The organism is Moorena sp., from assembly GCF_982860115.1.
Genome location: NZ_CEYLVT010000217.1, coordinates 1 through 12,672, shown reverse-complemented (window position 1 = coordinate 12,672; position 12,672 = coordinate 1). Strand labels below are relative to the sequence as shown.

9 protein-coding genes are annotated in these 12,672 nt (G+C 44.7%); 3 read left to right on the top strand and 6 right to left on the bottom strand.

The window, feature by feature from the left end; genetic code table 11:
- From AC4II3_RS26435 to AC4II3_RS26410, 6 genes are all read right to left on the bottom strand, one after another.
- Positions 1-821 (bottom strand): RNA-guided endonuclease InsQ/TnpB family protein (locus AC4II3_RS26435; protein WP_488014934.1); only part of this gene is annotated, 821 nt, incomplete at its 3' end.
- A gap of 415 nt (positions 822-1,236) precedes the next feature.
- Positions 1,237-2,382, bottom strand: a complete 1,146-nt coding sequence (locus AC4II3_RS26430; RefSeq protein ID WP_488014932.1) for a tetratricopeptide repeat protein — start codon at positions 2,380-2,382, stop codon at positions 1,237-1,239.
- Positions 2,379-3,737: a tetratricopeptide repeat protein gene (locus AC4II3_RS26425; protein WP_488014930.1), complete on the bottom strand. Its 1,359-nt coding sequence runs from the start codon at positions 3,735-3,737 to the stop codon at positions 2,379-2,381. Before AC4II3_RS26425 ends, AC4II3_RS26430 begins: the two co-directional genes overlap by 4 nt.
- Before the next feature lie 193 nt (positions 3,738-3,930).
- Entirely contained in the window at positions 3,931-7,206 is a 3,276-nt protein-coding gene (locus tag AC4II3_RS26420) for a CHAT domain-containing tetratricopeptide repeat protein (protein ID WP_488014928.1), read from the bottom strand.
- A 450-nt stretch (positions 7,207-7,656) separates the two neighbouring features.
- Positions 7,657-7,857 carry a hypothetical protein gene (locus AC4II3_RS26415; protein ID WP_488014927.1) on the bottom strand — a complete coding sequence of 67 codons (201 nt, stop codon included), beginning with the start codon at positions 7,855-7,857 and terminating at the stop codon, positions 7,657-7,659.
- 223 nt (positions 7,858-8,080) lie between these two features.
- Positions 8,081-8,281 carry a hypothetical protein gene (locus AC4II3_RS26410; protein ID WP_293044890.1) on the bottom strand — a complete coding sequence of 67 codons (201 nt, stop codon included), beginning with the start codon at positions 8,279-8,281 and terminating at the stop codon, positions 8,081-8,083.
- An 817-nt stretch (positions 8,282-9,098) separates the two neighbouring features.
- Here AC4II3_RS26410 and AC4II3_RS26405 point away from each other — a divergent pair.
- From AC4II3_RS26405 to AC4II3_RS26395, 3 genes are read left to right on the top strand one after another with little or no spacing between them, the layout of a single operon-like run.
- Positions 9,099-10,094 (top strand): hypothetical protein, encoded by a 996-nt coding sequence (locus AC4II3_RS26405; RefSeq protein ID WP_488016964.1) that lies wholly within the window; start codon positions 9,099-9,101, stop codon positions 10,092-10,094.
- Entirely contained in the window at positions 10,091-10,471 is a 381-nt protein-coding gene (locus AC4II3_RS26400) for a hypothetical protein (protein WP_488016962.1), read from the top strand. Before AC4II3_RS26405 ends, AC4II3_RS26400 begins: the two co-directional genes overlap by 4 nt.
- Before the next feature lie 3 nt (positions 10,472-10,474).
- Positions 10,475-12,055 (top strand): polyamine aminopropyltransferase, encoded by a 1,581-nt coding sequence (locus tag AC4II3_RS26395; RefSeq protein WP_488016960.1) that lies wholly within the window; start codon positions 10,475-10,477, stop codon positions 12,053-12,055.
- Positions 12,056-12,672: the final 617 nt, after the last annotated feature.

The window sequence follows — 12,672 nt, the reverse complement described above, 5'->3', positions numbered from 1 at the left end:
AAAGGGTTAAATCTTTTGTAATAAGGCTCCACTATCTTACGGTAACTTCTAACCATTCTCTTGGCATGTTCTTCACGCTGCCTACTTATTTTAAGGTGATGTCTGCCTAGTCTATTAATGGCCTTTTTACGGTTAGATGAGCCTTTCTTTTTTCTAGAAACTCTGCGCTGATAGAACTTAAGGCGTTTTTCTCCCGTCCTGTAAAAACGGGGGTTAGGTTCAGTGTTACCAGTGGAATCAGTATAGAACTCTTTTAGTCCAACATCCAGGCCGACAGCCGTTCCAGTTGGTTCTAATTCTTCTTTGATGTCAACTGAAATACAAAACTGGACATAGTAGCCATCAGCTCGACGGACTATCCGAACCCGCTTAATCTGTTTTTTATCGAAACGCCATAAGTCCCATGTACCTTTAATTTTGAGTTTTCCAATCCCCTTCTTGTCACTAAATGTAATTGACTTCTTGTCAGGGGACAACTTCCAGCCAGACTGTTTATACTCCACTGAACGGCAGTTTTTCTGGAATTTAGGAAAGCCTTTTTTGCCGGGTACCTTTTTCTTACAGTTATCAAAGAACCGAATGATTGATGACCATGCTCTTTCGGCACTAGACTGACGAGCTGTAGAGTTCAACTCATTAGCAAAAGGGAAATTATTGGCTAGAACTGCACTGTATTTGTTAAGGTCAAATTTATTAACCCCTTTATTGTCCATCCAATATCTGAGACAACTATTGCGAATGAATTTAACAGTCCGAATAGCCTCATCAATAGCGAAATATTGATGTTTATTTCCTTTCGCTTTAAACTCTAGTATGATCATCAGCTTCGACCTCAACTGTATCCATTTTTATTCTACAACACCTAGACTAAGATTCCGGATTTTTAAAGAATATTTTTCACAGGCGGCTAAAGCCGCTATTCGCTTTCATCCCCGGTCTAAAGACACGGGGTTTTCAGCGTTTCGATTTTTATAACAAACCTAAAGCAGTCAGCGGTCAGCGGTCAGCGGTCAGTCATTGGCCTTTGGCTGATAGCTGATAGCTGACCCCTGACTACTTAGTTACCCATTCAATTTTCGGTGTTGCTGATTCTGGGTATGATTGAGCCCCCCTAGCCCCCCAATTTTGGGGGGAACAAAACTCTTAAAGTCCCCCAAAGTTGGGGGATTTAGGGGGCTTGCCCAAAACCAAAAGATCCTGCATTGATACTTCAATTCAGCAACCCCCAATTTTCCCTCAAATCCTCTGTCGAGAATCCTCAATATCATTCCTGAGCTCCTCTAGCTTGCTTTGTGCCTCTGGATCTTCCAAATTAAAAAGCTTTTGATAAATTCCCTGAGCAGCCTTTAACGATTCAACCGCTTCAGCAAACTCTTCTAGGTTGTGGGCAATCTCACCAAGTTGTTCTTGAATTTCCGCCTGCAATGGCAAATTATTAGCCTTTTTAGCAAGTGCCAGGGCTGTGCGGTAACGCTGTTGAGCCTGTCGCTTTAGTCCAATGCGCTTATACATGTCAGCTTGGAGCTGATAAATGGCAGCATTGTCTGTACCAGCTTTGATTCTTGTTTCTAAAAGGTCAATGGCATTCTGATTGAGACAAGTGTTGGGATAATTTAGATCTTGGCAAGTGCTGTGATACAGATGAGCTTTTTTCCGAGCTTTGGCATCTGCATCCAGATTTTGTGTCTCAATCTGAGCTAGGTTCTTCTTTAGCTCCTGCTCCAGCTCATCGGTCAGCAGTGTAATGGTGGGAGCTGGCTCTTGATCGGGATTTTTCGGTGAAGACACACCGGTACTAGCAGTTACCACAATAAAATAATCCCGATCCCGTCGGAGTTGGGAGCTATCAGGATAATCAACTATGGGTTCAGATACCCGTTTTTCCCACACTGGTCTTGCCAGATACTTAATAGTAACATCATAGTGGCTGGCTTGTTTCACCCCATTCCAGCGCAGGGTCACGGGTTGATTAGGACGTAGTGCTGTATTCCTCGGACTGATCAGGTCGGGAAGGTTTTCGTTCCCGATGCCACGTCCAGGTGCAAGATCATCTTCCGGTCGGAAACATATTACTGAATTTGGATTTGGGCAAACTTTAGACACCTTAAAAGCTGTTCCTACAGGAACCTGCCAATTACTGAGATCACTGCAGGAAACTGTAGCAGAGGACTGAGGGTTTCTGACCCAGATCTGGTCTGTGAGCTTGAGGCGATCTCCTTGGTGAGCCCGACGATAACCAAACCACAGGCGACGTTTCACTTGAACATCTCCTGTGACAGCTGCGATCTCGTAAATACATTCACCCGCAGTAGTTGCTGGAGCCGCGATCGCGATTAAAATGCTGGAAAGTAGAGAGATGGAGAATAGACGTTTCCAAATCATGGCATTTGTTTCTGTTGTTGAGCTTTCTGAATACGTTGATTAGCTAGATGTAACCAGGTGTCTTCTTCTGGAATCAAACGATTTCCTATTCCTAAATCATTAGCTAGATCCAGCCATTGGTTTGGTTTTGAAATCAGAGGATTTTCTAGGATTAAATGGCGACAATTTTGCCATTCCTTGAGAGATTCCTTGGTAGCTTCAGGTTTTTTCTGGCGTTCAAGTACCTGAGCTAAAATACAAGAGGCAGAGGCACGATTGGGCAGATATTTGGCCACATCTGGATTCTTAGCAATCTTGATAGCTTTTTCCAGGGCAATCTTAGCTTCATCATCCCGGTTTTGTTTGAATCTTACCCACCCTATATTTTTATATAGATTGTATTTATCCTCTGGATAAACTGATTGCTTTGTGGTCAGTTTTAGACCTTCAACTAAAAGGTTTGCCGCTTTAGGATAGTCCTTTTCTAGAATGTAGAGTCTGGCCAAGTTGTTGTATGCTCTAGGAATGTTGGCACTTACCGCCAGCTGGTACTCTTGCTTTGATTTCTTGAGCTGTAACCAGTCTTCATACACTACGGCCAGGTTGTAATGGGCCTTAGCATTATCAGGCTCCAGGGCAATCGCTCTTTGGTAGTCGGCTTCAGCACTACTAAGCTCACCGGCTCGATAGTGCTTTAAGCCACGTTGATTGTAGATAGCTGAAATACTGGGTAGACTATACCAAAACCCTAGCAATCCCAACAGTAGAGCCATGGTGGAGAGAAACTTGGTTTCAGCATGAAGAAACTTAGGCACTTTCCAAGTAATCAGCAATTCCTCAAAACCTTTTTTCAATGCTTCTGAGAAATCGTTATCTTTTTGCTCTTCTTCGGTAAGGTCACTTTTGGCTTTCAGCAGAGTGATCAGAGTTGGTACAATGATCGCGGAAGTGCCAACCACATCGAGACCACCACTTAAGAAACGACTGGCAATGTTGACCAGCAGAGCCAGACTAACACTCCAACTTCCAAAGGTCAGACCCTTAAACACCCAGTCGTAACGATCTAGGGGATGAGGAGGACGCTGTTGATCCAGATACCACCACCAGCCCTTAGGCTTTGCGGGTAGACTGTGACGATAGGTAGAAAGTTCCAGAGCTTGGTCAATCCGTTGTTTGTGTTGTTGGAGTTTGGCATCTAGCTCATGAATGCACTTTAGAAGCTCTGCAGGTATGAAGGGTTCCTGTTTGAGGGCATTGTTGAGTGCATCTCTGGCACACAGAATCTCTAGAGCTTGTTGATGACTCAAGGGAGAATCTGTGGCTAGGGACTGGAGGGCAGTTCGATATTGACTTAGCACCAATGTATGATAGGGCATGCTATTGGGTGTGATCTCATGTTAGGTTGAATACTTACACGCTTGGGTGAATCGAAGGCAGAGGGCAGAAGGCAGAAGGCAGAAGTAAAGGAGTAAGGTTTAAAGGGTAATGGTGTTTGATAACTAATTATCCGAACATGATATGACTGACTAGATTTGACTTAACCTGTCGCCCATTTAAACGACATTTGATTCAATCAGGAAAAAAAACCTGGAACTCTTTTACCTTCTGCCTTCTGACTTCTGCCTTCTGACTTCTGACTTCTGACTTCTGACTTCTGCCTTCTAACTTCTGCCTTCTGCCTTCTGCCTTCTGACTTCTGAATGGTTTCCAGTTACCAGAATTGATGAAAGCTGCCCAGAAATAGGGGTGCTGGTATTTTTGATTTTGCTGCATCTCTAGTTGAGCCTGTCTCATGGCCTCGCTACGTCCCAGACCCTGATTTAACTTCTGATAGTAAGATACCATCAGCTCTTTAGTAGACTGATCATTCACTTGCCAGAGGCTGATCACCTGGCTTTGGGAACCAGCCAGGACCAAGGCTCGCCGCAAACCATAGACTCCTTCTCCTTGAGAGAGTTCACCTAGTCCCGTTTCACAGGCAGAGAGTACCACCAACTCACTACCGTAGAGATTCAGCCCCGATGCCTCCAATGCTGTCAGCACCCCATCCTGGAGTACATCGGCAAGGTTGCCACTTTGATAATTCTTAACCCCAGCCAGCACTAGTCCAGAGTTCAACAGAGTCAGCCTAGACTGCAATAAGGGATTTTTTGCCACCAGAGAGTCAACCTGTTGATTGCCCTCAAAGAAGCCATGAGTGGCAATGTGCAGAATACTGGGACGATTAACTTGCTTAATCACCGCTTCAGTGGCCTGTCGCCCAAGCCACAGTTGAGCTTGGGGTAAGATTTTAGCAATAGCTTCAGCCTCAATTTTGGTTCCTTCTAGAGCCTCAAGCTGGCGCTGCTTCCAATTCCCGGAACGGGTAGGGTTTTGAGCTAATTGAACCGTTTCACCAGGTTTTCCGAAAATCGGATCAGCAATCAGCACTGGCGGCTGCTGAGGTGGGGCTTGAACAGGGAAACGCAGCACGTCTCGCCCAGAAGTAAGGTAGGTAAACCTAAAGTTTTCAATCAGGAATTGGTTATTGTGATCCACCAGGGCTTCAAAGGGAATCAAGTTGAGTGGCCCATCCGGTGAAATGATTAAGTGATTGCTATTACCAATTTGTGCTCGGATCGGAGCTAGAATTGCTTCCTCTAATTCACGAGCAGCGTCTTTAACTTGGGAAATACGTATTCCACGACTGCGGATAGCAGCGGTAAAATCAGCAATCAGTGGGTCTATTTCCTCTGCTAGTCCCAAATCAATGCCTTGAAAACGACCATCGGAGTCTAAAGTATAGACGGCATAGCGGGGCTTGCCGAATCGCTGATTTTGAGTAGCTTTGGGGTCAAAAGGTTGGTATTGGAAGAATTCAATCAGAACTGCATCAGGGGGCAGTTGAGCTTGCACAGCATCGAGGGTAGCGACTTGAGTGGCACGTTGGAATTCAGGACTCTTTTCCAGAAGAGCCTTTTCTTGAGTTTCCCTTTTTTTCGTCAGTTCTTTGAGTTGGGTTTCATAATCATCAACAGACTGATTACCGTGACCTTGATGGTAGAGTTTTGCCAGTTGAGCGCGAGTGTCGTTGAGTTGGTCGAAGGGTTTCTGGTCTTCAGGAGTCAAGTTTTGGCGTAAGCCTTGCCAGCTATTGGTGGTAGTATCCAGAATACGACCTTTACGACGTAGGATTGTGGTTAGTGCCGAATGGGCTGCCTTTTGATTTTGAGCATCCTGTTGGAGATGGAGGGAAATAGCTAAGTCTATTGCACCAGAGAGCGTGTTGATATAGTCTTGTTTTTGAGACTCAGAGCCAACTACCAGATTGTAGTCGAGGTTTTTTTCCTGCACCTCTAACCCTTCAATTAGGAGGTTGAGAGCAGAAGTAGGGTCTCCCTGTGCCCAGTAGATTCCAGCCAGATTATTGAGGCTGCCTGCCACATTGGGATGGTCTTGACCGAGGCGTTTTTTCCACAGTGTTAAGGCTTGTTGATAGAGGGTTTCCGCTTCAGAATATCTGCCCTGGCTTTGGTAGAGTGCAGCCAGATTGTTGAGGCTGGCAGCGACATTGGGATGGTCTTGACCAAGGAGTTTTTTTCTCAGTGCTAAGGCTTGTTGTAAGAGGGGTTCGGCTTCACCATATCTGCCTTGGCTAGAGTAGAGTAATCCCAGATTATTGATGCTGGTTGCCACATGGGGATGGTTCTGACCGAGGCGTTTTTTCCTCAGTGCCAAGGCTTTTTGGTAACAAGTTTCCGCTTCAGAATATCTGCCCTGGCTAGAGTAGAGTAATCCCAGATTATTAAGGGTGTTTGCCACATCGGGATGGTCCTGACCGAGGAGTGTTTCCATCAGTGCTAAGGCTTGTAGAAAGAGGGGTTCGGCTTCACCATATCTGCCCTGGCTTTCGTAGATGAATGCCAGATTATGGAGGCTGCGTGCCACATGGGGATGGTTCTCACCCAAAAGTTTTTTCGTCAGTGCTAAGGCTTGTAGAAAGAGGGGTTCCGCTTCAGGATATCTGCCTTGGCTTTGGTAGAGTGTAGCCATATTATTGAGGCTTTCTGCCACATCCGGATGGTCTTCACTGAGTAGTTTTTTCCTCAGTGCTAAGGCTTGTTGATAGAGGGGTTCGGCTTCAGGATATCTGCCCTGGCTTTGGTAGAGTGCAGCCAGATTATTGAGGCTGCGTGCCACATCCGGATGGTCTTCACTGAGTAGTTTTTCCCTCAGTGCTAAGGCTTGTTGATGGAGGGGTTCCGCTTCAGAATATCTGCCCTGGCTTTCGTAGAGTGTAGCCAGATTATTGAGGCTTCTTGCCACATGGGGATGGTCCTGACCGAACAGTTTTTTCAACAGTGCTAAGGCTTGTCGATAGAGGGGTTCCGCTTCAGCATATCTGCCCTGGCTTTTGTAGAGTAATGCCAGATTATTGAAGCTGCCTGCCACATCGTGATGGTCTTGATCGAGGAGTTTTTTCCTCAGTGCTAAGGCTTGTAGATAGAGGGGTTCGGCTTTAGCATATCTGCCTTGGCGAAAGTAGATGAATGCTAGATTATTGAGGCTGCTTGCCACATCCAGGTGTTCCTCCCCCAAGACTTCCTGACGAATCTCTAATGCTCTCTTAGCTAGGGGAATCGCTTCTGAGTACTTTCCTTGCTGATAAAGCTCCAATGCTTGCTGAGTTAGTTGAGAGGCTTCTGCTAGGGATAACTCTTCAGGCCTTTCACTCCCTGGTGAACTCAGTTGTTGAGCAATGATACTTTGCCCCCAGCTAGACCTAGGGAAAGCCACTCCCATTCCCATCACACCGATGACGGTAGCTAAAATCCTTGCTAGCTTGATAAAGAGGTTTTGATTCATTTCCTGAACCTCCATTGGGGATAGTCAATAAACCTGATCAAAGGAAGTGGGGGTAATACAGTAGTGTGCCACCCACTATTGATTGTTCTACTGACGTTTTAGGGTTCAGGATTTATAGCAACGGAAGTATAGTTTAGTGCGTAGGGTGGGCAGTGCTTGAGACAGATCAGATCACCTTGCAAAGTGCGTAGGTAGGTACTACTCACCGACGATTAATCCCAATGGTGCCAGATGTGAGTATAAATATTTCCAGGATCACGAATTGTATTATAAAACTATAGTCAATCAACGTTTTATCCTAATAATTTACACTTTAAATCCTTAGATAAAATTCCTTGAGCGTTACCAGAGCGATAATTTTACCAAGCTTATTGAGTTTGACTAATTTTTGTGATGGGAATAGTTTAATTATCAGCAGACTCTAAGAATTTAATCGCACTATTGCGGAATTTAATAGTTATTTTTAATCCAATCTGTCAGATCAGTCACGTCTTCCTCATAGTCTTGAGGTAAGCCAAAAGTGGTGTCAAGCTCTTGTTGCTCTTGATCACTAACGTAAGGCATTAACATATGACAGAGTAAGAGTCTTTCTTCTCTCAAAACTTTTCGGATGCTTTCTTTAATCAGTGTTTTTAAGTATTGAGCTTCCATCGCTGTTGAATTAAACGTTATTTTTGTAAATTATATAGCAAAGGGAACAGGGAGCAGGGAGCAGGGAGTAGGGAGTAAATTAAAAAAAAATAGCCGCAGAAATACTATCCACGACTATTCCAATTTTTAATGTCACAAAATTAGCAAACCTAACCTGATCAGATCCTATCTGATTCGACCAAAACCTTGGCCAGGGGGGAAACCCCCCCAGAAATTTAAAGTGTTATGGCAACAACCAATACTTGGTTATTGTAGTGATCACTTCCCCTGGAACATCAGTCGCTTCCAGAGGGGTCCATTCCGCTATCTCTGCATAGCCTAGGGCATACAGCATTTGCATACTATAAAGTACTGATTGACGAGAACCTTTGAGAGTGTGTTGAGCAGGTTGTTTCTTGAAGTTTTGGCTGAATTGTTGTGACATCATAAAAAAATTGATTTCGGATTATATTGATTATTGTAATGATTATAATTTTAATTGTCAAGGGCTTTAAAAAGTTTTTTTTGGGAAGTTTTAGGATTAATAAAAAATTAGCGATCGCGTAGCGTATCTTTCAGATAATCGCTCTTAGCGGAAGCGAAGCTTCATCGCGTAGCGTGACCTTTGGTCAATCGCTTTTAGCGGAAGCTTTGCGGCTCTGCCCTCTGTTAAATAAAAATCAATTAAAATTTTGATTGGGGGAGGATTGCTATAGTAGGAACATTGCTCTCCAACACCCTAGTTTGCCATCTTCTTCAACTAGGCCAAAAACTCTTCGGTTCTTCAGTACCTTTTATGCTAAATTTCAACTTAAAAAACTCAGAAAGCTTACTGTATAAGGAAAATGATGGTATTTAACTAACAAAAATTTCTGAATACGGCCTCTTTACACTACTCCCTGCTCCCGTCTTGATGCAGTCGCTCATGGGGGAAACCCCCAAGACCGCGCTGCATCGCTGCTCCCTGCTCCCTTAGCTAAAGTGTTTATTTAGCATAACAAGTACGGAAGAGCCAACTTTTCCAGAATCACCGATGTCTCCAACACAGAAGAGGAAAAGAAAAAAACCTTCTGATTTGTTGAATTGTTGAGAATTGAGAATTGGGAATTGAGAATTGAGAATTGGAATATGCCTGTCCTGTTGGTACAAAAACTATTTTCTACTTTGGTCAGACAATTACCACTGGTTGTAAAAACTGGAGTTTGTGGACATCACCTCTGGGTCGGTGTAGATAATAGTTTATAGAGACACAACAAAAACCAGTGACTATTCAAACTCAACGTACTAGTAGTTTTATCGACCCCTGGCCTTATATTGCTATCGGGTCTACAGTACTGGTATTTTTCGCCTTATCCCATGGTTATCGGTTCCAGAAAACACTGCTATCTACTACCGTCAGTGCCAGGCAAGAGGAACCGCTGCAACTTCAAACACTGTCCCTCAAGCGCCAGCTGATTGGTGCTCTTCGCATTGAAGCTAAAGCAAAAATTCCCCTTAACCGATGGGTTACTTATGAAATCCAGTTACTCGATGGCCAAGGTCAACCATTCGCCTCCGCCATCAAGCAAGCCTGGAATGAATCAGGTACTTGGTATGATGATGGGGAGTCTGGTAGTTGGCAAGACGATGACCTGTTAGGAGGACTTGATGTTCGCGCCAAGCAGGATGAGATGGTGACCATTGCCATTGCAGTTTTGGAGTATGGAGATACATCAGGACAAGTACTCGATCAACCAGTGCCGTTTCAGGTAACTGTCCAAAATGGAGTGATAGATACGCGCTATCTTTGGCCAGGTTTAGTGGGGACATTATGTCTTACCTTGATAACTTTATATGCAGCGCCATTAACCGGGAAAAAAGCCATCTTCAAAACGATTAACGATAGCGACCCCAGCGATCGCGCTATAGTCGGTGGTGCAAATCGCCTTGTGCGGGTTAGAGTTGATGTTAAGGCAGATGAAACTTCCCCATCGAAACTAGAAGTTCGCCTTTTTGTCAAGGACTCCTATGGTGAGCAAATCTATAACCGTTCGTTTCCCTTGCCTATGAACTATCTCAAAATCAACGGCAAGATCAAGAGAGCAACAGGTCATTTACACACATTCTTCCTGTTGGAATCTCGCAGTTCCTATCGTTTCTCCGTGGAAGTATGGCCAGATGCATCTGTCGATCGCACAACCTTGAGAGTTATTGATGGCAACCGTACCTTACAAAGTGTTGAGGTAGTAAAAATTAGCCCAACCCTTGATACGCCATGAATGCCTTAAAAACAGGTAGGACAGTGTGGGATATCGAGAAAAAATATTTCACAGTTTTAGCGGTGTCACGGGCTTCGAGCAAGATGCTCGCACTACGCGAGCAAGATGCTCGCACTACTTGTATTTTCCATCCAGGAATTGATCCCATGTTGACTAAAATTTTGACAGCGACGACAGTTGCGATCGCACTATTTACCATAATCGCAGGTTACACTCAACGTTCAGCCCTTGTCCTGCGGGAAGAAAAACAAGAGAACTACTGGCCCCGACATCGGACATATTTATCCGGTTACTATTATCTAGGTATTTGGGAATCGTCGCCCAATCGCTCAGCCTATGGTAGCTTTCGCGGAGGCGGTCCGGCTACTGGGAAATAGACTATGGAAGATGCGATATCAGATGGGAAACCGATAGCTAACTCTAGCATCCCATCCCTCAAACCGGACCAGCGTTGGTTGCTCATGATTGCTGCTGCGGTTTCCTCAATTTGTGGACTAGCGGTAGAACTGTTGCTGGGAACTCTAGCAAGTTACTTGGTAGGGAATCAAGCTCTATCCTATGGTATTTCCGTTGGAGTATTTCTCGCAGCAATGGGTCTAGGGTCTTACCTGAGTCAGTTTATTGCTGTCAATCAGACCAATTCCCCATCTCTACAACACCAACTACTCTTAGTCTTTGTCAAAGTTGAACTACTCATTGCTCCCCTAACTGCCGTATTGCCTTTAGGACTATTTGCTGTATTTGTTAGCAATGGTTCCATTTGGCTGGGTTTATTCTTCGTCACTATTGTCCTGGGAGTACTAGCAGGACTGGAAGTGCCGCTACTGACCCGAATTCTGGAATTGGACAAAGGGGTGCGCGAAGCATTAGCAGGTGTTTTAGCGTTAGACTATTTGGGAGCACTACTGGGTTCCCTCGCTTTTCCCATCCTCTTATTACCCATTATCGGTTTATTTCCTACGGCTTTTGTCTTAGGGTCATTACCCGCCTTGATGGTGTTTGCCATTGGGAGACGCTTTCCCACACTGCGGCGCTGGGGATATTTGGGTTTAAGCCTAGGTATTCTCCTGTTTACCTTGGCTCCCTTAGCCATTCCGATTAGCGACAAGCTGGAAAATACTCTGTATAGTGGGCCAGTGATCACCCGCATCCAGTCTCCCTACCAACGCATTGTCCTCACACGACAAGGACAGGATGTTCGTCTCTTCCTCAATGGCGATTTGCAATTTTCCACCCTCGACGAATACCGCTACCATGAAGCTTTAGTCCATCCCGCGATGAGTGCTAGTGTTGGTAGGCGTCGGGTTATGGTGTTGGGTGGAGGTGATGGTATGGCCTTGCGGGAAGTGCTCAAATGGCCAGAAGTCGAACGAGTCCTACTCATCGATTTAGACACCGAGGTTGTCAAGTTAGCTAGTCATCACCCTCAATTAGTCCAAGTTAACGATAACTCATTTTCCGACCCCCGTGTCGAAGTGTTGTATGCTGATGCTTTCATTAGGGCACCCGCACTCAACGAAACCTTTGATGTGATTATTGCCGACTTTCCCGACCCCGATCAAAAGATTATTGCCAAGCTTTATGCAGAAGGATTCTACCGCCGTCTCTTACCGCGATTAGCAGACAAAGGCATGTTTGTGACTCAGGCATCTAGTCCCTTTTTTGCTCCCAATGTTCTGAGTTGTATTGCCGCAACCTTAGAAAATGTGGGACTATTAGTTCATCCCTATGTTATAGATGTCCCCAGCTTTGGGCCTTGGGGTTTTGTGCTAGCATCAAGGCGATCGATTCAGCCGGACACCCTCAATTTATCGGTATCAACTCGCTTTCTCACCCCAGGCATTTTACACTCCTTGTTTGAGCTGCCAGGAGATATTAAGTTGGGTAATGTCGAGGTCAACCGCCTTGCTCATCCTGTGATTGTACGCTACCAATCTGACCCCCGTTGGGCAGCTTACTAGTGCAATAAGGCTCCAAGGCAGTCCCGATAAAAAATTTTTTTCACCATCATGCATGAAAATTAATCTTGCCTGACTCCTGTCTCCTATTTTCAGATTAGAAGGCGGGAGCCAGGAGGCAAGAAAGTACTGCTTGACGAGAACCTTTGAGAGTGTGTTGAGCAGGTTGTTTCTTGAAGTTTTTGCTGAATTGTTGTGACATTAGAAAAAATTTGATTTCGGCTTATATTGATTATTGTAATGATTATAATTGTTATTGTCAAGGGTTTTGAAAAGTTTTTTTTGGGAGTTTTAGGATTAATAAAAAAATAGCGATCCCGTAGCGTGACATGCAGGTCAATCGCGTAGTGTATCGTTCAAATAATCGCTTTTATAAAATTAGCGATCGGCGAAGCGCGGAAGGTTCGCGTGACTCGCTTAGGGTGACATGCAGGTCAATCACATAAGCGCAGAAGGTTCACGTGATTCGCGTAGCGTATCTTTCAGAAAATCGCTTTTTTTTACTAGTATTTTGTGATAGCGTTTATTGCATTTATGAGGTACGCTTATCAACCTCAAAGTCCCCCTTTTTAAGGGGGATTTAGGGGGATCAGTTTCTACCTCATGGCAGAGAGAATAGC